This window comes from Chryseobacterium sp. BGARF1, assembly GCF_001677955.1.
In the GTDB taxonomy this organism is placed as follows: Bacteria; Bacteroidota; Bacteroidia; order Flavobacteriales; family Weeksellaceae; genus Chryseobacterium.
The window spans coordinates 45,126-65,554 of the sequence record NZ_LELA01000092.1 but is presented as its reverse complement, the minus strand read 5'-3'; the positions used below and the strand labels follow the sequence as shown (position 1 = coordinate 65,554).

Annotated in this window: 19 protein-coding genes; 8 read left to right on the top strand and 11 right to left on the bottom strand. The window is 32.9% G+C overall.

Annotated elements, in window-relative coordinates; all coding sequences use genetic code 11:
* Positions 1-22: 22 nt before the first annotated feature.
* The 9 genes from AB671_RS17625 to tilS all read right to left on the bottom strand — a co-directional run bounded on the left by AB671_RS17625 (position 23) and on the right by tilS (position 10,019).
* A complete protein-coding gene (locus AB671_RS17625; RefSeq protein ID WP_066674696.1) occupies positions 23-814 on the bottom strand; it encodes a patatin-like phospholipase family protein in 792 nt (263 codons plus the stop codon).
* A gap of 67 nt (positions 815-881) precedes the next feature.
* Entirely contained in the window at positions 882-1,664 is a 783-nt protein-coding gene (locus AB671_RS17620; protein ID WP_066674694.1) for an alpha/beta fold hydrolase, read from the bottom strand.
* A gap of 12 nt (positions 1,665-1,676) precedes the next feature.
* On the bottom strand, positions 1,677-2,207 hold the full coding sequence (locus tag AB671_RS17615; protein WP_157444244.1) for a hypothetical protein: 531 nt from the start codon (positions 2,205-2,207) through the stop codon (positions 1,677-1,679).
* A gap of 59 nt (positions 2,208-2,266) precedes the next feature.
* Entirely contained in the window at positions 2,267-2,788 is a 522-nt protein-coding gene (locus tag AB671_RS17610; protein WP_066674690.1) for an ExbD/TolR family protein, read from the bottom strand.
* A gap of 144 nt (positions 2,789-2,932) precedes the next feature.
* Positions 2,933-4,477, bottom strand: coding sequence for a T9SS type A sorting domain-containing protein (locus AB671_RS17605; protein ID WP_066674687.1), 1,545 nt, complete (start codon positions 4,475-4,477; stop codon positions 2,933-2,935).
* A gap of 136 nt (positions 4,478-4,613) precedes the next feature.
* Entirely contained in the window at positions 4,614-6,683 is a 2,070-nt protein-coding gene (locus AB671_RS17600; RefSeq protein WP_066674684.1) for a protein-disulfide reductase DsbD family protein, read from the bottom strand.
* 335 nt (positions 6,684-7,018) lie between these two features.
* Complete coding sequence (locus AB671_RS17595; RefSeq protein WP_082987347.1) at positions 7,019-7,993, bottom strand: redoxin domain-containing protein; 975 nt, start codon at positions 7,991-7,993, stop codon at positions 7,019-7,021.
* A 173-nt stretch (positions 7,994-8,166) separates the two neighbouring features.
* Positions 8,167-8,718: an RNA polymerase sigma factor gene (locus tag AB671_RS17590; protein WP_066674680.1), complete on the bottom strand. Its 552-nt coding sequence runs from the start codon at positions 8,716-8,718 to the stop codon at positions 8,167-8,169.
* A complete protein-coding gene (gene tilS, locus AB671_RS17585) occupies positions 8,691-10,019 on the bottom strand; it encodes a tRNA lysidine(34) synthetase TilS (protein ID WP_066674678.1) in 1,329 nt (442 codons plus the stop codon). Before tilS ends, AB671_RS17590 begins: the two co-directional genes overlap by 28 nt.
* Before the next feature lie 86 nt (positions 10,020-10,105).
* Between tilS and AB671_RS17580 the strand changes: the two genes are divergently transcribed.
* From AB671_RS17580 to AB671_RS17555, 6 genes are all read left to right on the top strand, one after another.
* On the top strand, positions 10,106-10,939 hold the full coding sequence (locus AB671_RS17580) for an OmpA family protein (protein ID WP_066674676.1): 834 nt from the start codon (positions 10,106-10,108) through the stop codon (positions 10,937-10,939).
* Positions 10,940-11,305: 366 nt separating this feature from the next.
* Complete coding sequence (locus tag AB671_RS17575; protein WP_066674674.1) at positions 11,306-11,953, top strand: O-methyltransferase; 648 nt, start codon at positions 11,306-11,308, stop codon at positions 11,951-11,953.
* Positions 11,954-12,031: 78 nt separating this feature from the next.
* Complete coding sequence (locus tag AB671_RS17570; RefSeq protein ID WP_066674671.1) at positions 12,032-12,748, top strand: C40 family peptidase; 717 nt, start codon at positions 12,032-12,034, stop codon at positions 12,746-12,748.
* A gap of 6 nt (positions 12,749-12,754) precedes the next feature.
* Entirely contained in the window at positions 12,755-13,222 is a 468-nt protein-coding gene (locus tag AB671_RS17565) for a DUF1648 domain-containing protein (protein WP_066674669.1), read from the top strand.
* Positions 13,223-13,249: 27 nt separating this feature from the next.
* Positions 13,250-13,765 carry a hypothetical protein gene (locus tag AB671_RS17560; RefSeq protein ID WP_066674667.1) on the top strand — a complete coding sequence of 172 codons (516 nt, stop codon included), beginning with the start codon at positions 13,250-13,252 and terminating at the stop codon, positions 13,763-13,765.
* Positions 13,765-15,003 carry a 3-deoxy-D-manno-octulosonic acid transferase gene (locus tag AB671_RS17555; protein WP_066674665.1) on the top strand — a complete coding sequence of 413 codons (1,239 nt, stop codon included), beginning with the start codon at positions 13,765-13,767 and terminating at the stop codon, positions 15,001-15,003. The genes AB671_RS17560 and AB671_RS17555 overlap by 1 nt, the downstream gene beginning before the upstream one ends.
* Here the strand turns inward: AB671_RS17555 and AB671_RS17550 are convergent.
* Together AB671_RS17550 and AB671_RS17545 are read right to left on the bottom strand one after the other, a co-directional pair.
* A complete protein-coding gene (locus AB671_RS17550) occupies positions 14,995-15,621 on the bottom strand; it encodes a deoxyuridine 5'-triphosphate nucleotidohydrolase (protein ID WP_066674663.1) in 627 nt (208 codons plus the stop codon). The two genes, AB671_RS17555 and AB671_RS17550, sit on opposite strands and share 9 nt — an antisense overlap.
* On the bottom strand, positions 15,621-16,373 hold the full coding sequence (locus AB671_RS17545; protein WP_066674826.1) for a glycosyltransferase family 2 protein: 753 nt from the start codon (positions 16,371-16,373) through the stop codon (positions 15,621-15,623). The genes AB671_RS17550 and AB671_RS17545 overlap by 1 nt, the downstream gene beginning before the upstream one ends.
* Positions 16,374-16,516: 143 nt before the next feature.
* Between AB671_RS17545 and AB671_RS17540 the strand changes: the two genes are divergently transcribed.
* Positions 16,517-16,984 (top strand): lipocalin family protein, encoded by a 468-nt coding sequence (locus AB671_RS17540; RefSeq protein WP_066674661.1) that lies wholly within the window; start codon positions 16,517-16,519, stop codon positions 16,982-16,984.
* A 197-nt stretch (positions 16,985-17,181) separates the two neighbouring features.
* Positions 17,182-20,250: a leucine--tRNA ligase gene (locus AB671_RS17535; RefSeq protein ID WP_066674658.1), complete on the top strand. Its 3,069-nt coding sequence runs from the start codon at positions 17,182-17,184 to the stop codon at positions 20,248-20,250.
* The last annotated feature ends 179 nt before the right edge of the window (positions 20,251-20,429 follow it).

Sequence of the window (20,429 nt, the reverse complement as noted above, 5' to 3'; positions counted from 1 at the left end):
TTCATAACTAATAATTCTAAACTTATAACTTCTTATAGCCTCGTTCCTCAAGGTTATTACAAGTATATTCATACACTTCCTGAAACATCACGTCCAGAAACTTTTTATTGAAAAGGCTGAATTTGGTCATTTTGGGAGGGTCTAAAAATATGTCGCAATGACTTGCCTTAGAATAAACAGATTTTGCAATGGCTAAATGTAAGATACGGTCAAATTCTTTCATTAAACTCATGTTTTCCAATCCGTCATAACTGATGGAATTTACGTGTGAGGCAATCAAAAAGTCACATTTATCGATAATGGGTTCTATCGGAAGATTGTCTAAAACTCCACCATCTACATAAATTTTTTCACCAATTTTTACAGGAGGTAAAACAAAAGGAACGCTTGAAGAAGCTAAAAGAGGTCCGAAAAGTTCACCTTCAGAGAAGAAATCAACAATGCCATGGGTCATTTCTGTGGCAGCAACATACATTGGGATTTTTAAAACTTTAAAATCGTCTTCAGGAAAATGATCAGTAAAAAGTTTTAGAATAAATTTTGAACTGAAAATCCCGTTTTTAGAAAGCTTTAGATAAGAACGTGAGAAAAAAGTTGTATTTCTTACAATTTCCATCATTTCATCAGGCGTTTTTCCGAACGAATAGAATGCACCTACAATAGATCCTGCACTTGTTCCCGAAATAATATCCGGTTTAAGGTTGTATTCTTCTAATGCTTTTAAAACAGCTATGTGAGCAATTCCGCGCATTCCGCCGCCGGAAAGTGTAAGTCCTATAATGGGTTTCTTTTTTTTGAAAGAAAATAAATTCATTGAAAAATTTAAGCCTTACTAAGATATGATTTTAAATATAAACGGTATCCAAGTTTAATAAATGATTTTAAAGGACCAATTTTTTTGGTAAATGATGCAGAAGCTCGGTGTTGATAATTTCGGCGCAGATAGAAGGTTTTTCCCAATGTCCGTTGTGTCCGCAGTCAAGAACATAAGATTTGATATTGGTGCGGTCTGGAAGGTTTTTAATAGTAGTTTCTGTTTTTACTGCATTGTCATGTTTTCCGGCAAGAACTAAGATTTTACATTCCAAATTTTCTAAAATATGTTTTTTATCTGTTCTTTCTACCATTCCTTTTACACAGGCTAAAGCTCCAAGATTATTCGTTGAAAGGGCGACTTCCAAAGCGGTCTCTATTTTCCCTTCCAGAACGTCTCTTTCATTAGGATTAAATAAATTCGGAACTCCAGCTCTTGCATAATGAGCAAAGGCATCTTTTATGATTCTGTAGCTTTTTTTGCGCTGTTCTTTTTTCTCTTCATCATCCGGAAAATAAGTAGAGAAAAATAAAGTCAGACTCTTTAAATATTCAGAAAATTGCTCGGCAAATGCTAAAGAAACGTAACCGCCCATCGAATGACCGAGCAAATGGATGTTCTTTAAATCTTGATGATCTAAAACTTTTTTTACCTCTTCAGCCATCATTTCCATGGTGTGGATTTCGGCTAAAATATCAGATTTTCCATGTCCGGGAAGGTCTATTTTTAGTAGAGTAAAATCTTGGGAAAGGTATTTTTCAAGGTCGCTCCAGATTGAAATATTTTCCATAAAACCATGAAGTAGAACCAATGTCTCTTTTCCGTTGCCTTTTTTTTCAAAATTGAGCATAATCTTAGAATTTTAGTATTTAATATCAATATAGTCTACAAATCCTGAACCATTCACCATATCCTGAAGTCTGTACGTTTTTCCACCGTCTTTAGAAGCAAAAGTTTTGGTACCTTTTCTTGTGTAAGGTTTTCCATTGTCATTTTCTGGAATTTTTTGGGTGATTTCTCCAGTGAAATTCATGTGTTTTGCAGAAACTACTTGTACAAAACCTTTAATAGTTACCGAATTATTTCCTGATTTAATACTTCCTGAAACATTATAATTATCTCTTTCGCCTTCAATTTTTGTGAAATTTACAGTTCCTGAATATTTGGGTGAACTGTCATTCTGATAGAAGAATTTATGACTTCCGCTGAAATCTTTAAAACGGTTTTCACTGTTTTGTGCTTTAATGCTGTCGTTCAGTTTTGTTCTTGCAGCATTGATGGAGTCTACTATTTTTGTACTGTCAACTTTATTGTTAACTTCTGTAGTTTCTTTTTTTGAGCATGAAAAGCTAAGGATTCCGATTCCGGCTAAAATTAAAACGTTTTTCATCATGGTTTGAAATTTACGCTCAAATTTATAAAAAAAGAGCATTATAAAAATGCTCTAAGGTTTTATTTTATTACGTTTTCGTAAACTTTCTTTTCCCAAGGTTTGATGTCGCTTATTCCGTATCGTTCTTTTTTAGAAATTGAAATATTATCCATCATATCTACAAAATTTTTGTAATTCGCATCATCGGTCGGTTTTACAATGATGGTGAAAATTTCTTTTTTCGGAGCCTTTTCATAAGCCTTAGAAATTATTTTTGAAACATTCAATCCGTTGTAGTCTGTTTCTTTTAACCCTGCTTCTGTAAGGTCTTCTTGATTGCTTTGATGATAAAAAATTCTGTTGTTTTCTCCAATGATAAAGGTGATTTGATTACGTTGGTCAATATCATAGTTTGTGGGAATTGGATTAGTATCTTTTCCAGGCAATCCCAAATCCATTACATTAGGTTTTGTAAAACTTGAGGTAAACATGAAAAACATCAATAATAAAAAATTTAAATCGACCATTGGTGTCATATCGATTTTAATCGGTTTCTTGTTTTGTTTCCCTCCGGATTTTTCTTTGGTAATAACTTCAGCCATAATTCAGTTTTTTTAATATTGAACAAATTTTTAAAATCAGTGAGATTTTATTTCACTTTAAATTGATTCGATGCAAAGTTTATACCTAAATTTTGTTAATGTTAAAAATTTAACAAATGAATTATGCTTTTGGTTGTAAATGTATTATTTTGAGATAATAATTTTTTTACACACAATAGTTGTTCCCTGATGTTCAACTTGTATGATGTAATTTCCGTTAATTAAACCAGAAGTATTCAGTGAAACATTTTTTCCGGAATATTTTTTAGATGAAATTTTTCTTCCTGATGCATCAGTAATGCTTATTGTGGTTTCAGACGGGAGGTTGTCTATATTCACAAAATCTTTTGTAGGGTTTGGGTAAATAGATATGTTGTTTTTAATGCTGCTTTCGTTAGTGCTTAAAAATGCTCCAAGCTTTACAATCCATGCATCACCATTTCCATGGTATCCTGTAACGTCTCCATCTGCAGACTGGGTTATTCCCGCAATAATAAACCCTCCGTCATTGGTTTGTTTTATAGAATACGCATCTTCAAAACCGCTTCCGCCTAATGATTTTTGCCATTCTATAATTCCAGAGGAACTTAGTTTTAAAATCCAGTAATCGTTGCTTCCATGGTTTCCTGAGACATCTCCGTCTAAAGATTGAGATCCGCCTGCAACAATGTATCCTCCATCTGAAGTTTGTTGGATAGAAAAAGGATAATCATTTCCTGAACCACCAAAATATTTTTGCCATAGTGTATTGCCATTAGAGCCTAATTTTGCTATGCAATAATTTGATGTTCCAAAGGTTGTAGGAACTTCGGAATTTTGAGAGTTAGATGGTCCAGCCACAATATATCCTCCTTCAATCTGTTGAATAAATTGTGCGGTATCTGCAAGATTACCGACTAATGATTTTTCCCACTGTATAGTTCCTAATGAATCTAACTTCACAATCCAAAAATCGTCGTTTCCATTATTGTGCGTAACGTCTCCATTGGAAGAAGAAGCTCCACCAGCAACAATATAGCCCCCATCTGAAGTTTGCTGAATAGAATTTGCTGCATCATGAAGACTTCCGCCCAAAGATTTCTGCCATTGTATAGTTCCTGAAGGGTCTAATTTTACAATCCAATAATCAGAATTTCCATGATTTCCTGTGACGTCTCCGTTTGTGGAATTAGATTCACCTGCTACAATATATCCTCCATCAGAAGTTTGCTGAACAGAATTTGCGGCATCTCTATTACTTCCACCTAGAGATTTTTGCCATTGTATAGTTCCTGAAGGGTCTAATTTTACAATCCAGTAATCAGCATTTCCATGATTTCCTGTGACGTCTCCATTAATAGAATTAGATTCACCTGCTACAATATATCCTCCATCAGAAGTTTGTTGAATAGCATTTGCAATATCACTATAACTTCCACCCAAAGATTTCTGCCATTGTATAGTTCCTGAAGCATCTAATTTTACAATCCAAAAATCAGTATTTCCATGATTTCCTGTGACGTCTCCGTTTGTGGAATTAGATTCACCGGCAACAATGTATCCTCCATCAGAAGTCTGCTGTATCGATTTTGCAACATCGCTATAGCTTCCGCCTAAAGATTTTTGCCATTGTATGGAAGGAGTTGTCTGTGCATTCAGAGCTGAAAAAGAAATAAGAAAAAAAGAAAAAGTAAATTTTGAATATTTCATAAGCGATTGATTTTAGGTTGGTTGTCTAAATATAAATAATTTTATTTATATGAATAATGATAAGCCATATTAGATTGTTAAAAACAAAAAACTCACACTTTTCAGTATGAGTTTTAAATATATTTAAAAAAAAAAATTATTTATTGTTCTTGAAGTAATTGACACCACATTCCAGGAATTTTTTAAATTTCTCTTTTTCCATATAACCAGAAACCGGAGTATTGATTACTTTTCCATCAGGAGTTAAAAGAACGTAATGAGGCTGCGAATTATTATTAAAATTAGCGGTTTGGAATAAACTCCATCTGTCACCAATTGTTTTCACTTTCTTCACCTGTCCGTCTCCTAAATCGATTTTAGTTTTTTGGTCTTCAGGAAGCTCTTCTTTGTCGTCTACGTAAAGAGAGGCAAGTACAACATCATTCTGAAGAATTGGTAAAATATCCGGCTCGCTCCAAACAAATTCTTCCATTTTTCTGCAGTTTTCACAGCCGTACCCTGTAAAGTCAATTAGAATTGGTTTGTTTTCTTTTTTGGCGAGTTCAATAGCATTAAAGAAATCATGTTCAGGGTGCATTCCCAGAATTCCGTCTTTTTCGTCATGGAAATAACTAACATTCAAAGGAGGCAAAATTCCGCTTAATAGTGCTAGTTTTGGTCGTTCTGCAGGAATTAAACCCTGAATTAAATAAACAACAAAGCCAATTCCTAAAACTCCAATAATCTTTCTTGTAATAGAAATTTTCGGTTTCTTGTCATCGTGAGGGAATCTTATCAATCCGAATAAATAAATAACCAATCCAATCGCAACTACGATCCAGATTGCGATAAACAGTTCTCTTTTAATTAAGAATGTTTTAGAAACTAAATCTGCTTTTGATAAGAATTTTAAAGCCAAAGCCAATTCCACAAAACCTAAAACTACTTTCACGGTATTCATCCATCCTCCCGATTTTGGAAGACTTTGTAAAGCCTGCGGGAATAACGCCAGTAATCCGAAAACAATCGCCCAAGCCAATCCGAAACCTGCCAAAGCAAACGTTAGTAACATTGGAACGTTTGCCGAACCTGTAATGGCACTTCCCAATAAACTTCCCAAAATAGGACCTGTACAAGAGAAAGAGACAATTACCAAAGTTAAAGCCATAAAGAAAATACCAATCATTCCACCTGCTTCTTCTGCTTTTGAAGATTTATTGGCAATCGAACTTGGTAATGTTATGTCGTAGTATCCGAAGAAACTTCCTGCAAAGAAAATAAAGATGATAAAGAAAACGATATTCAGCCAAACGTTGGTAGAAATTTCGTTGAAAATATTTCCTGCGATTCCATCAATTAAATGGAAAGGAAGACTTAATAAAACAAAAATTAAAAGAATGAAAAACCCATACACCAAAGCGTCTCTTTTCCCTTTTGCCGGATTTTTATTTCCTTTTGTAAAGAAAGAAACCGTTAATGGAATCATAGGGAAAACGCATGGCGTAAGCAAAGCGATTAATCCTCCAATGAAACCTAATAAAAGATACGTCCAGTAATTTTCATCAATTTTAGATGAACCCGTTCCGCAATCTGTTAATGGTTTTGAGATATCAATCGAAGCTACTTTTAATTGTTTAGGATCTAATTTTGCAGTCTCAACAATTGTAGAATCTCCTTTTACAGGATTTCCGGTAAGCGTTTCAACAACTTTAGCAGAATCTTTAGTTGCCTCAGTTTTATCATCAGCTACAGCTTCTTCTGTTACTCCTGTTGGAGTAATTTTTTTGTTGAATTCTAAAGTATTCGGAGCAAGACAAACTCTGTCATCACAAGTCTGATACGTGATTTCAGCAACGACGTCTCCTGCTTTTGTAGGATCTTTTAATTTAAATTTTTGCTTAAAACCAGCAGAATTGGAATAATAAATAATCGTTCCGCCAAAAGCTTCAGAAAATTCTTCATGTTTTTTTCCTACTTCCTGAAATTTTCCAATCAGTTCTATGTTTTTTCCAGAAACGACATATTCTGTTGGGATTCCTGTGTCTTCCGGGATGTCTCTCGAATAAATGTGCCATCCACTTTCAAGCGTTGCATTCAAAACGGCTTCGTATTGGTTGTTACCCAATTCGTTGACGGCGAATTTGAATTTTACAGGATTTTTGATCTGAGCATTAATTCCTGTTGCCAAAAACAGGAGAATTAGTAAAAACCAGTTTTTAAATTTCATTGTACTTTTAATTAAAAATTGTGAGAACCTTTCTAGATTTCTCATCTTTTGCGTATCGCCTATTTTATTCAGGAAATAATGCCTTCCACAGCGTTGTTTCCGTCAATCATTGGCCTATTTTTTTTTGCTTCGCTAAAATAGCTAATTTTTTGTCCTTAAAAAAACTAAGAAACTTTCTTTTTGCTTAAGAACTTAATCTCTAAAAGTCATTTTTTGATACATCTGTTTTTAATAACAATTTAAAAGCATTTTTTTTGTGCTGACTTTTCATTAAAATCAAATTGATTTTCTAAATACGTTTAATTTGTTTAAAACCTTAAATTTTAAAAATATTTTTATAATTGGCTTAAAATGTCCTCCAGTGAAGCTCTTTCTTTGTAATCTGGATTAAAATGTCTCCACGCAATTTCTTTATTTTCATTAATAATGAACGTAGCAGAAACCGGAAGTCTTCCAGATTGGTCGGATCTACTGTTTGTAAAATCATCTTTTAATTTTGAGTTGTAAAATTCCAACGTTTTTTGATCAGGAGTGTACAAAACATCAAATGCCTCTGCTATTTTGTAGCCTTCATCATACAAAACCGTATATTTTGTATTGGTTTTCTCGATTGTTTTTTCAATAAACTCTGGCTTTTCGGGTGAGATGATGACCAGTCTTGCATTTTTATTTTCTAATTCGGGAGAAAGATCCTGTAGATCTTTCACATACTTATTACAGTAGGGGCACCATTGCCCGCGGATAAATACCAGAATGATTTTCTGCTTTTGATCATTCAAAGAAAACGATTCGCCAAACTGATCTTTTGCGGTGAAGTTTTTTATTTTGTCACCCACCATTTTTCCTTTTACCTGATCAATAGATTTTATTGCATTTTTGGTCTTTTTGTTGGTCATGCTTTTTTGGAGTACCGCATTTCCTACCTGTAAAAATTGCTGGGCATTATAATATCCGAAATCATATTGTACAAGTTTACCTTTGCCATCTAAAAACAAAAATGAAGGATAATTGACGATTTTGAATTTCTTCACCAGTTCAATACCGTCTTTATTATTTTCGGCATCTATGGCGAGATTTATAAAATGTTCATTAAAAAATTCTCCCAGTTTCTCATCGGGAAATGTATTCTTCTTCATCAATTTACATGGGCCGCACCAGGTTGTAAATAAATCGATGAAGATGAGTTTGTTTTCTTTCTGGGCAATCTTTTTTGCTTCTTCCAAATTTATATTTTGAAAATTAATGCCTTTTTGTGCACTTACAGAAATCCCTACCAATAGGAAAATACTGTATATAATTGTTTTGAACATAATAATTTTTTTAAGTTCTGGTTAATATTTAATCATGTATTGCTAGTTTTTTAGATGTTGAATATTAATCAATCAACCATCAATCAAAAACTAGCAGCTATTTATTAAGTTCCTCAGAAAAAGAAAAATCACCCGAGAGGTAGGTGATTTGTTTTAATTTATTGATTTTCAGATTAAAAACTTTCGTTTTTTATTTTTCGAATCTGTTCTACGCATTTGTACTTTTGGTTTTGCGCATTATGCTTGCTAGAATATTTATATTTGTCTTGAATCTCCTCGATACTTTTATTTCGGATGAAAATATCATGAATTAGATTCTGGCAATGAGTAGATATAGACTGTAGGTAGCCGGTAAGTTTTTCCCAGTAATATTTTTCGTTTTCAATAGCCGAATTTATTTCCTCTTGATGCTCTATAAAGTAGGTTTCGGGAAATTCAATATAAAAACTTCTGTTTTTTAGTTTTTTCAACCACAGATTTTTAGAAATTCCCACAATATAATTACCTAGACAGGTGTAAACTTCAAAATTATCTCGATGTAGTTTTTCATAAAGGATTAACAAAGAATCTTGAAAAACGTCTTCAGCATCTTCCAAGCCTCCTTTATTATTGAGAATGAATTTTTTGGTAAAGACAAAATACTGTTGGTATAAAATACCAAAGGCGGTGTTGCTGTCTGCTATAAAATCTTCGATGGCTAAAGAATTGGCAGTTCTTCTATCCATTGTACAATTACTTTTTTGGGTGTATCGTTGTTTGCCTGAAATCTGCGGTCTTGTCGGTAAGGAATTATTCCTAAAATCTGGTCTTCACCGTCGCACAAAATCCAGATGTTTTCTTTTTCTAAAACAGAGATTTTTTCGTCTTTAAAAAATTTCGATACTTTCTTTTTTCCAGTAAACTTTACAGGATAAAAAATATCCCCCTCTTTTTTTGTTCTTAATTTTAGGGGAAAAATAAGTTTTTCAGCATCAAATTGCCAGATAAAATCTTTAGGCGCATTGATGTGCTCAGAAATATCAATGTTTAAGCTATTTTGATTCAAATCAAGACCATTAGTTAAAATGATTTCTTCTGTTTTTTTTGATTCTGAATTCAAGTTGCTGAAAATTAATTCGTTTCTATTGGTGCTTAGCTTGAATTCTTTAGAGTGAAAAGAACTTCCCGTTTCTGCTGAGAATATCTTTTGAGTTTCCTCAGGCTGAGTAAATCCATATTTTTTTAAAATCTCAAACTTTACAAAATCGCTTTCCAGAGCCAGTTTTTCTTTTGATAAAATTTTGTATTCTTTATTGCTAATTAAAAGTTTTGATTCGATCTCCTGAATTTGTTTTTCTACAAAATCTTTTGTTTGATTTAAATAGAAAATACTTTTACCAAAATTTTCCAAAAAGTTTTCATTGGTTTCAGATAATTTAGGAACAATTTCGTTTCGTATCTTGTTTCTTAGATAATCGCTTTTTTTATTGGAAAGGTCTTCGCGAAATTTGATCTTGTTTTCTTCTGCAAAACGGTAGATTTCTTCTTTTGAAACACTTAATAGCGGTCTGAGTATATTATTTTTATTGGCAGGAATTCCGCTTAAACCATTGATGCCGGAAGCTTTTGAAAGATTAATCATAAAGGTTTCCAACTGATCATTCAAGTGATGAGCGGTGACCAAGAAGTCTAAATTCTCTTTCTCCTGAATTTTTCTGAAAAATTGGTAGCGAATTTCTCTTGCCCAAAGCTGAATAGAATTTTCCGGCTTGTTATCAATTTCTGAAACTTCATATAAATGAAATTTAATATTGCTGTTTTTACAGAAATCTTCCACTACTTTTTGATCAGAATCAGAATCTTCACCCCGAAGTTTATAATTAATATGCGCAACCTGAAACTCGTATCCCGAATCTCGTAATTCGTTAAAAAGATAGGCTAAAACCATAGAATCTGCACCTCCGCTTACTGCTAAAAGATAGGTTGGGTTACCTGATGATCGGGTAAGATTTTGAAGCTGTTTTTCAAATGCGGATTGTGTAAGCATAATGCTCAGAATTTCTTTTGAACAAAGATAATCCTATTTATTAAAATGAATTTTGTTACCTTTGAAATCGTTTAAAAAGTTTATTTATGAAGATTTTTAAAGTTTTATTGGCTTCAGTAGTGGTGTTGGGAATGACATCTTGCGTTAGTAAGAAGCAGTATGATGCTCTAAGTGGCAACTACAAACAGTGTATTGAAAATATTGGTGAGAGACAACGTGAAATTCAGGATCTGAAAGGTCAGAATTCTACATTGACGGCGGAAAATAACTTATTAAAAAGTCAGCATGATGCTTTGAAATCATCTTTGGATGCTTGTCTTTCAAATACAGGAAAAAGTTCATCGAATATTGATAAATTGGTTGGTGAGATTAATGCATCAAACTCTTATATCAAACAGCTTATTTCTGCAAATGCGAAAAATGACAGCTTAAATTTAGCGCTATCAAACAAGCTAAAGAGATCTTTGGATAATATGGCTGATCAGGATGTTCAGGTAAAAGTTCTTAAAGGTGTTGTAATGATTTCATTATCAGATAAATTGTTATACAAAACTGGTGACTATAATGTTTTGCCTGCAGCTCAGGAAGTTTTGGGGAAAGTAGCAAAAGTAATCAACGATTATGATAAATATTCTGTATTGATTGAAGGAAACACAGATAACGCACCATTGAGCTCTGCAAACTTGCCAAGAGACAACTGGGATCTTTCTGCATTAAGAGGTACGGCAATTGCTAAAGTATTACAAAGTCAGTTTGGAGTGGATCCTGCAAGAATTACAGCAGGTGGTCGTTCTGAATACAATCCTAAAGCGACAAACATGAGCGTTTCTGGAAGAGCTGAGAACAGAAGAACAGAAATTATCATCATGCCTAAGCTAGATGAGTTTATGAAATTGATGGATATTGCTCCTAAAAAGTAATAAAACAAAATTTAAATAAAAAAATTCCGATAATCACTTATCGGAATTTTTTTTGTCAAACTACATCTTCTTTTTTCAAGAGTTTTATAATTTGATCCCAGAAATAACTGCGTTTTCTTTTTGGGAAATTATTTTTTGTGGATGACTTGGTGGTCGTGTAATTCTTATCGCCATTCACGGGTAATAAATTTGTTTTCATCATCTTCATTTAAGTATTTTTACCTCCTTTCTTTTGTTTTTGCAGTGTCGCAAAGTTATTGAGCTTTTGCCAACAAAACAATCCGTATTTTTACGGATGTTTTTTTGAGGTATATTCATAATAAGACACAGAATTATTTTAATTAAATTTGAGCAAATAAAAAAATAATGAGTTTTTTTGAAGAAAAAAATCCTGAAATGGATCGATATCTGGAAAATCACGCTTCTTCGGAGCCCGAAATTCTTAAAAAATTAAGAAGAGAAACGTTTCAGAAAACCACTCAGCCGCATATGATTTCCGGTTATCAGCAAGGAAGACTTTTATCTATTATTTCTAAAATGCTGAATCCTAAAAATGTTTTAGAAATAGGTACTTTTACAGGATATGCTACACTTTGCCTTACAGAAGGCTTATCTTCAGAAGGGAAAATAACGACGCTTGATGTGAATGAAGACTTAGCTTATCTTCCAAGAAAATATTTTTCTGAGAGTAAATTTTCAAAGCAAATTAATTTTCAAATTCAGGATGCAAAAGAATTTCTGCGAAATACCGATGAGGTTTTTGATTTGATTTTTATTGATGCTGATAAAGAAAATTATGCCGAATATTTTAGATTAGTTAAACCAAAAACAAAATCGGGCTCTGTCGTTCTGTTTGATAATGTACTTTGGTATGGGAAGGTTTTAGAAGAAAACCCGAAGCAAAAATCTACACAGGTTATTAAAGAGCTTAATGATTTGGTGGCAAAAGATGATGATTTTGAAAATCTTATTTTACCTTTGCGTGACGGAGTGAATTTCCTCAGAAGGAAATAATTTGAGGTTGAGTTTAAGGTTCAAATTTCACAGTATTATTTTTCTCAACCTAAGCCTTAACCTTTTAATTAAAATACAATGAATAAAGGAATTTGTACAGTAACTGTTGCGCCTGTTCGTGCTGAAAATTCAGATAAAGCTGAAATCGTTACCGAAATTTTGTATGGTGAAAGTGCTGATATTTTGGAAGTAAACAAAAACTGGACGAAAATAAAAATGCACTACGACGGCTATGAAGGCTGGATGGATACCAAACAAATTAAACCTGTCACTGAAGAATATCTTGCCAATAGAAAAGTAAATTTAATTACTGAAGATTTTTCTTCGGTAATGACACTTGATGGGAAAACATTATTGTCAATGGGTTCTGAAGTCGAGTTTCCTGCAGTTGCATCAAGAAGAAGCCACGATGTGCGTGAAAGTATTGCCTTGACAGCTAAAGAATTTCTCAACATCCCTTATTTGTGGGGGGGGAAAAGCTTTTTTGCGGTTGATTGTTCTGGCTTTGTACAGTTGGTGTATAAAATCCACAATGTAAAAATGCCAAGAGATACTTATCAACAAGCGGAAATAGGGGAGACATTGAGTTTTGTAGAAGAGAGTCAACCTGGAGATTTAGCTTTTTTTGAAAATTCTGAAGGAAAAATTATCCACGTCGGAATTATGCTTGAAAACCAAAAAATCATTCATGCTTCCGGGAAAGTGAGAATAGACACGCTCGATTCTAGTGGGATTTTTAATAAAGAGATGAATAAGCATACTCATAAACTAAGGGTTATTAAAAGCATCCTTTAAATCTTTATGGAAAGCATTATTTCTACTGTTTTTGATGTGCTGAACTTAGTATTAATCCTTTTTTTATGGATTTATACTTTAAGAGTATTTAAAAAACTTCCGGAAAAAATTCCTACCCATTTTGACTTTGAAGGTAAACCAGATTCTTTTGGTGGAAAAAGATTTATTTTTTTTCTGCCTATTTTGTCATTGATTTTTTACATCGCTTTTTATTTTATTACCAGACATCCCGAGGCTGGAAATTTTCCTGTTGAGATTACCACATCCAACAATGAAACTCAGTTTTTTATCATGATTCTTTTGATGAAATGGCTTATGCTTCTCGTTGTACTTCTGTTTTTAAATCTTCAGGATTATACGATAAGGTATAGTTTTAATGCTGACTCAAAAGCGAGAGTTCATATCTTATTATTTATTCCTTTCATTTTTATAAGTGTAATGGTGGCGATTGTCACCGCTTATATTTATGAATAAAAACCAATATCTTTTTTAAAATTAATAATGAAAACCATAAAAACATTAGCTCAGATTTCAAGTTCTAAAGGGTTTCAGCTCTCAGAAATTTTGGTGAGTTGGCAATATTATACCGAAGAAACGGTAATTCTAGCATATTCAGAGATTAAAAGAAGAGGTATTCAAATCAATGAAGAAATTGAGAAATTAATTACGGCATTTTCTGAATCTCAGGGAAAACCTATTTCTCAACTTGAAACAGAATTGTTTGAGACTAAAAATGTAGCCAATTATCAGGAATATTATGACTCTTTACCTAAATTTTCAGAAACGTCGAATGAAGAAACTAAAAGGCTTGAAAAATTGAGAAGAGATCAAATGTTCCAAAGGGAAGTGATAGAAAAAAAGCAGGCCAATAAAGATATTCTTTACGGCGGATTGTGGTTTGGAGGTGGTCTTGTGGTAACTTTAGTTTCTGTCGCAAGCGGAAAAGGTGGGCCTATTGCTTATGGTGCTGTTATTTTTGGAGGAATACAGTTCTTTAAAGGTTTAATGAAAAGCTAATGAATTTTTTATACAACATATTTGTACATCTCCTCATTTTCGGAATGAGGGTTTTGTCGTTGTTTAATAATAAAACTAAAAAAGGCGTTGAAGGCAGAAGGCGATCTTTAGAGGTTGTAAAAAAAGCATTTTCAAAGACTGATAAAATTTTGTGGATGCATGCTGCAAGTCTAGGAGAATACGAGCAGGGGCTTCCTGTTTTAGAAAAACTTAAAGAAGAATTTCCGACCCATAAAATTTTAATTACATTTTTTTCTCCTTCGGGATATGACAATGTGGTTAAGAAAAAACATATTGCAGATGCGATTTGTTATCTTCCTTTCGATAGAAAAAGTACCGTAAAAGAATTTGTCTCTCAGTTTGATTGTGAATTGTTTTTCACCGTTAAATACGATTATTGGTATAATCTTTTGGCAGAGCTTAAACATAAAAATGTAAAAGCATTTGTTATTTCTGCATTGTTTTATGAAAGACAGTCTTTTTTTACAACCTATGGAAAGTGGTTTGTAAAACAGCTGAAGCAGAATATAACATGGTTTTTTCATCAGACACAGCATTCCTATGTTTTAGCTAAAAGTATTGGTCTACTAAATTCTTCGGTAACTGGAGATACCAGGTTTGACAGGGTAAAGCAATTGAGAATTAGAAACAATCATGTTGATTTTGTTGAAGAATTTCTCAGAAAAGAAAAGGTAATTGTTTTTGGAAGCTCATGGCAAGCGGAAGAAAAAATCGCAAAAATAGTTTCAGAAAAAAATGAGCGTTTAAAAATAATTATTGCTCCACATGATTTGAAAAGAGTAGAAAATTTAAAACAAATTTTTCCTACTGCAATTTTATACAGCGAATTAAAAAACTCTCCAACGCTCCAACGCTCCAACTCTCAAACTCTCATCATCGACAGTATTGGGCTTCTTTCAAAACTCTATTCTTACGCTGATGTTGCAATTGTTGGGGGTGGTTTTCACGATGCAGGCCTTCATAATATTCTGGAAGCTGCAACTTTTGGTGCTCCTGTGATCTTTGGAAATCATTACAGGAAAAATCCGGAAGCGGATCTATTAATTTCTGCAAATGGTGGTAAATCTTTTGAGAACGAAAACTCAGCGGCTCAATTTGTTTTAGATTTATTTAAAGATGAAAAAATACGATTAGAAATGTCTGAAAACGCAAAACAGTTTGTAGATAAACAACCAGATTCTTCAGAACTTATTCTTCAGAAAATCTTATCACTTTAAAAATCCCTGGTTCTTAATGTCTTTTATAATTAAATCAAAATTATCAGGAATTCTCTCGATATTTAACCAATTGAAATCTATTCCGTTATTGATGAAAAGTTTTTCAAGATAAATATTAGCGGTGATTTTATCGTGTGTAACTAAAAGATAGTCATCGATTTCCATCCAATAATCTTCATCTAGTTTTTTAGTTAAAACCAGTGCTTTTACAATTTTATTAATGATATAAAGATAAAGTTTGTAGATGTCATTGAATCTCTGTCGGCTCAGTTTTTCATTACTTTCCAGTATTTCGTTGATCAATAAAAGGTTTAAACTAATATCACCAAATTTATCGGTTGTCACTTTTACGTGTTCGGTAATTTGAGCGCTTATTTTTCGAATCAGTACAATGAAATATTTTTGATTACTGATGTATTTGGAAGCATATTCTACCTTTTCCTTGATCAATTCTTCCATTGCATCGCGTTTCTGGTCAACGGTTTCTTCATCAATCAATTCGAAGTATAATTTTTTAGATAAAATTTCATCCTTTCTCAGGAGCCTGAAAATCAATCGATCTTTTTCAGTTGGTGAAAGTTGACTTAAAGCTGTTTTAAATTCTTTAGAATATTCCATTAATTAAATATTTTTGAATATTTTAGAAATCCGTTCAATGCCCAATTTGCGGTGTAATAAAGAGACTTTAAGATAGAAAAATTCATGAAATCTTTATAAACAAGATATTGGTCTTTTACAATATTCTGTTTTTTTCTCGAGATACTATTTTCACGCATTCTATATTTTGCCATGGTTTTCGGAAGTGGTTTTCCGTTGGGAATTTTCTTTAATAAATTCAGCCACATGACATGGTCTTCTCGTTTACTTCCTTCAGGAAAAAACTCTTTCCCGACTCTTTGAGAATCATACATTGATGAAAGAAGTGAAAATCTACAGGTTTTAAGCAAACTATTAAAATCAACTTCTTTGTCCGCTTTAAAATCTTCAATCTGTGGAACTAAATTTTCATCACATCTTGCATAATTAGAATAAGCAATTTCGGCATTTTCACGCTTCATAAAACTGATCATTTCTTCAAGAAAGTTGGGTTCCCAAAAATCATCAGCATCAAGAAAAGTTATGAATCTTCCGGAAGCCTTTTGCAATGATAGATTCCTTGCATGACCTGCACCACCATTTTTTTTAGCAATAATTAATTTTATTCTAGAGTCTGTATGTTTTTGAATGATCTCAACGGAATTATCTGTTGACTGGTCATCTGTAATGAGCCATTCCCAATCGGTAAACGTTTGATCCATTACAGAGCTGATCGTTTCCTCTAAAAAAGGAGAAGAATTGTAACAAGGCGTAATGATGGAAACTTCAGGCACGTGTTTTTTTGCAAATATAAGGCTTTGTGAATATATTTTCTTCGGAGAATTTTTAATGAAATGTAAATTATAGTTCAAAATTCAAAAAAAATGATTGGATTTTTAAAAAAAATCATAATTTTAACGCTTGAAAAATTTGATCTATGAAGAAATTAGCATTATTTGCAGGATTATCATTATTAGCTTTTACAGGATGTAACGACGACGACGCACCAGAACAGGTGTTTCCTCTTGTTGGAACGTGGTCTCCTACCCAAGAAGTGAGAACACAGGTTCCTGCGGATGGAATTGGTTTTTCTGACCAAATAACATATACAGATTGTCAGAAAGAAGGAAGATGGGTTTTTAATGAAAATGCTTCAGGTAAAAGAACCAATAAAGATATGGTGGGTATGACTCCAACTTGTAGTACTACTTCTGAGCGTAACTTTACGTATGTTTATAATTCTTCTGAGAAAAATTTCGAAATCAAATATCAGGGTACAGTTGTTTCAGATAAAGGTAAAGTGACTTTACTTGACGCTGAAACTTTAAATCTTAAAATTGAAGATACTACAGATCCTACTATTTACAAGTCTACAACTTATACTTTTAAAAGAATTCCGCAATAATAATCAGTGTTTCGATTCTAAATATATGATCTCATCTTTTTGATGAGATCTTTTTGTTTGTAAGAATTACATTGTAATTAATTCAAAATTAAATTTACATTTATTTTATAATCATTATTTTTGTGAAACTAGATTGAGAATTGATAGTGAAATTAATTCTAATATCTAAAGTCTAACATCTAACATCTATAATAAAAGTGTTTTACGATCATCAGCAGATAGAAAAAAAGTGGCAGAAATACTGGGAAGACAACCAAACGTACAAGACTTCCAATAACACAGATAAACCAAAATTTTATGTTCTCGATATGTTTCCGTATCCGTCGGGAGCGGGGCTTCACGTAGGTCATCCGCTTGGATATATTGCATCGGATATTTACGCAAGATATAAAAGACATCAGGGATTTAATGTGCTCCACCCAGTTGGTTACGATAGCTTTGGGCTTCCTGCAGAGCAGTATGCGATTCAAACCGGAACGCATCCCGCGGTTACAACTGAGCAAAACATTACAAGATATGAAGAGCAATTAAGAAAAATTGGTTTCTCTTTCGACTGGAGTAGGGAGGTGAGAACTTCAGATTCTTCTTATTATAAATGGACACAATGGATTTTTATTGAATTGTTCCATTCTTGGTATAATAAAGATACAGACAAGGCAGAATCTATCGATACTTTGATCAAACATTTTGAAGAAAAAGGAACAGAAGGTTTAAATGCCAATCAAAATGACGAATTAAACTTCACTTCAGAAGAATGGAAAAATGCTTCTGAAATTGATAAAGAAGATATTTTATTAAACTATCGTTTAGCTTACAGAGCAGAAACGACGGTGAACTGGTGTCCCGCTTTGGGAACTGTTTTGGCAAATGACGAAATAAAAGACGGAAAATCTGAAAGAGGAGGTTTCCCTGTTTTCCAAAAGAAAATGATGCAGTGGAGCATGAGAATTTCTGCTTACTCTGAAAGATTATTACAAGGTCTAAAAACTTTAGACTGGCCACAACCATTGAAAGATTCTCAGGAGTACTGGATTGGAAAATCTCAGGGAGCGCAGGTTAAATTTTTAGTTGATGGTTTAAAGTTGTCAGTTGATGGTTCTGAAAATCCCGACAACCAACAACCAACAACCAACAACTTTATTGAGGTTTTCACAACGAGGCCTGATACTATTTTCGGAGCGACTTTTATGGTTTTAGCTCCTGAAAATCCTTTAGTGGAAAATATTACTACAGCCGAACAAAAAGCTGAGGTAGATACTTATATAGAAGAAACTTCTAAGAAAACCGAAAGAGACAGAATGGCTGACGTGAAAAACGTTTCAGGAGCTTTCACAGGAACTTATGCAATCAACCCGTTCAGCGGAGAAAAGATGCCAATCTATATTTCAGATTATGTTTTAATGGGTTACGGAACGGGAGCTGTAATGGCAGTTCCTGCACATGACGAGCGTGACCATAGATTTGCGAAAAAATTTAATTTAGAAATTAAAAAAGTTGTAGAAACAGAAGAAGACGTTCAGGAAAAATCTTTCGATTCTAAAGATTCTGTTTGCGTAAATTCTGATTTCTTAAACGGATTAAAATATAATGAGGCAAAGGCATTAATTATTGATGCTATCGAGAAAAAAGCAATCGGTCACGGAACTACGAATTACAGACAGCGTGATGCGATTTTCTCAAGACAAAGATATTGGGGTGAGCCCGTTCCTATATATTATAAGGATGGAATGCCTTATACTTTACCAAATTCTGCGCTGCCTCTAGAACTTCCTGAAGTTGAAAAATATTTGCCAACAGAAGATGGTGATCCGCCATTAGGAAATGCAAAGACATTTGCTTGGGACGAAGCGAACCAAAAAATTGTTGATACTAATTTAATTAACGATAAAACTGTTTTCCCATTAGAATTATCTACCATGCCAGGTTGGGCGGGAAGCTCTTGGTACTTCCTTAGATATATGGATCCTAATAACGGTGAAGTTTTTGCTAATAAAAACTTATCAGACTATTGGGGACAGGTAGATCTATATATTGGAGGTAGCGAACACGCAACCGGTCACTTATTATATTCCCGTTTTTGGAATATGTTTTTAAAAGACAGAGGATATATTAGTAATGATGAGCCTTTCCAAAAATTGATCAATCAGGGGATGATTTTGGGGATGAGTGCTTACTCTGATATTATTCAGATTTCTGGTCTTAATGACCAATTGTCAGAAGATTTGAGAAGTGATATTCTGTCAAGTTTATTAGGCGGCAATTTAACTGATATTTACATTTCGAATAAACTTTCTAATTCATTAGAAAATAAAAAACATTTTAAGTTAAAAGATTTAAAGAATGAATACTTAGTTGATCAAATTAATTATCATTTCTTAAGAATGAATATTAATGCATCCTTAGATGATGTATTTTTTTCAATTGTAGAAAATTATTATCCTATCAATATCAACGGGCTTAATCCCGATGATTCCATTGATTTTGAAAAGTTGTTAACTGTTGAAAATTTTGCTTATTATCTTAATTTTGAAAGAAATTGTATAAAAGAAGAAAATGGGAAATTTTTTACAAGTCGAGTTCCTGAAAAAATGTCTAAGTCTAAATACAATGTTGTAAATCCTGATGATATCTGTAATGAGTATGGAGCAGATGGTTTAAGATTATATGAAATGTTCTTAGGTCCATTAGAACAATCCAAGCCTTGGAATACACAAGGTCTTAGTGGAGTGTATGGTTTCTTGAAGAAGTTCTGGAATCTTTATTTCAATGAAGATACTTTTGAAGTTTCCGAAGAGGAACCTACGAAAGCAGAATATAAAGTATTGCATACCTTAATAAAGAAAGTAGTTTACGATATCGAAAACTTCTCTTTCAACACTTCTGTGTCATCATTTATGATTGCTGTAAACGAATTACAGAAATTAAAATGTAACAAACGCAATATTTTAGAGCCTTTAGCCGTTATAGTTTCCCCTTACGCTCCACATATTTGTGAAGAGGTCTGGAATTTGCTGGGTCATAACACTTCAATTGAGTTTGAAAAGTTCCCAATTTTGAACGAAGATTATTTAATTGAAGACGAAATTGAGTACCCTGTAAGTGTAAATGGTAAGATGAAATTTAAAATTGCTCTTCCTGCAACATTATCTGCTAAAGAGGTTGAAGATTTAGTGCTTCAAAATGAGAAAATGGGAGCTCTCTTGGAGGGTAAAACCCCTAAAAAAATCATCGTAGTGCCAAAAAAAATCGTTAATATCGTAATTTAAAAGAAATTTAACATTGGTAAAATCAAAATTTTAGAGTATTTAAATTTTTGATTTTCTAACGTATTTTATAAAATTGAGAAAAATTAATAAAATATTCAAGGATAATTACGATATCGGAATCTTATCAAATTATCATTATGAAAAAAAGGCAAAATGTTATTTGATACTATTGGATTTTA

What these genes read in the sequence shown, in the direction of transcription:
- AB671_RS17575 (WP_066674674.1), top strand. Translation starts at nt 11,306, where the DNA reads ATGAGTTTTTTTGAAGAAAAAAATCCTGAAATGGATCGATATCTGGAA.
- AB671_RS17555 (WP_066674665.1), top strand. Translation starts at nt 13,765, where the DNA reads ATGAATTTTTTATACAACATATTTGTACATCTCCTCATTTTCGGAATG.
- AB671_RS17605 (WP_066674687.1), bottom strand. Translation starts at nt 4,477, where the DNA reads ATGAAATATTCAAAATTTACTTTTTCTTTTTTTCTTATTTCTTTTTCA.
- AB671_RS17615 (WP_157444244.1), bottom strand. Translation starts at nt 2,207, where the DNA reads ATGATGAAAAACGTTTTAATTTTAGCCGGAATCGGAATCCTTAGCTTT.
- AB671_RS17620 (WP_066674694.1), bottom strand. Translation starts at nt 1,664, where the DNA reads ATGCTCAATTTTGAAAAAAAAGGCAACGGAAAAGAGACATTGGTTCTA.
- AB671_RS17550 (WP_066674663.1), bottom strand. Translation starts at nt 15,621, where the DNA reads ATGGAATATTCTAAAGAATTTAAAACAGCTTTAAGTCAACTTTCACCA.
- AB671_RS17565 (WP_066674669.1), top strand. Translation starts at nt 12,755, where the DNA reads ATGGAAAGCATTATTTCTACTGTTTTTGATGTGCTGAACTTAGTATTA.
- AB671_RS17570 (WP_066674671.1), top strand. Translation starts at nt 12,032, where the DNA reads ATGAATAAAGGAATTTGTACAGTAACTGTTGCGCCTGTTCGTGCTGAA.
- AB671_RS17595 (WP_082987347.1), bottom strand. Translation starts at nt 7,993, where the DNA reads ATGTTCAAAACAATTATATACAGTATTTTCCTATTGGTAGGGATTTCT.
- AB671_RS17600 (WP_066674684.1), bottom strand. Translation starts at nt 6,683, where the DNA reads ATGAAATTTAAAAACTGGTTTTTACTAATTCTCCTGTTTTTGGCAACA.
- AB671_RS17560 (WP_066674667.1), top strand. Translation starts at nt 13,250, where the DNA reads ATGAAAACCATAAAAACATTAGCTCAGATTTCAAGTTCTAAAGGGTTT.
- AB671_RS17540 (WP_066674661.1), top strand. Translation starts at nt 16,517, where the DNA reads ATGAAGAAATTAGCATTATTTGCAGGATTATCATTATTAGCTTTTACA.
- AB671_RS17625 (WP_066674696.1), bottom strand. Translation starts at nt 814, where the DNA reads ATGAATTTATTTTCTTTCAAAAAAAAGAAACCCATTATAGGACTTACA.
- tilS (WP_066674678.1), bottom strand. Translation starts at nt 10,019, where the DNA reads ATGCTTACACAATCCGCATTTGAAAAACAGCTTCAAAATCTTACCCGA.
- AB671_RS17580 (WP_066674676.1), top strand. Translation starts at nt 10,106, where the DNA reads ATGAAGATTTTTAAAGTTTTATTGGCTTCAGTAGTGGTGTTGGGAATG.
- AB671_RS17610 (WP_066674690.1), bottom strand. Translation starts at nt 2,788, where the DNA reads ATGGCTGAAGTTATTACCAAAGAAAAATCCGGAGGGAAACAAAACAAG.
- AB671_RS17590 (WP_066674680.1), bottom strand. Translation starts at nt 8,718, where the DNA reads ATGGATAGAAGAACTGCCAATTCTTTAGCCATCGAAGATTTTATAGCA.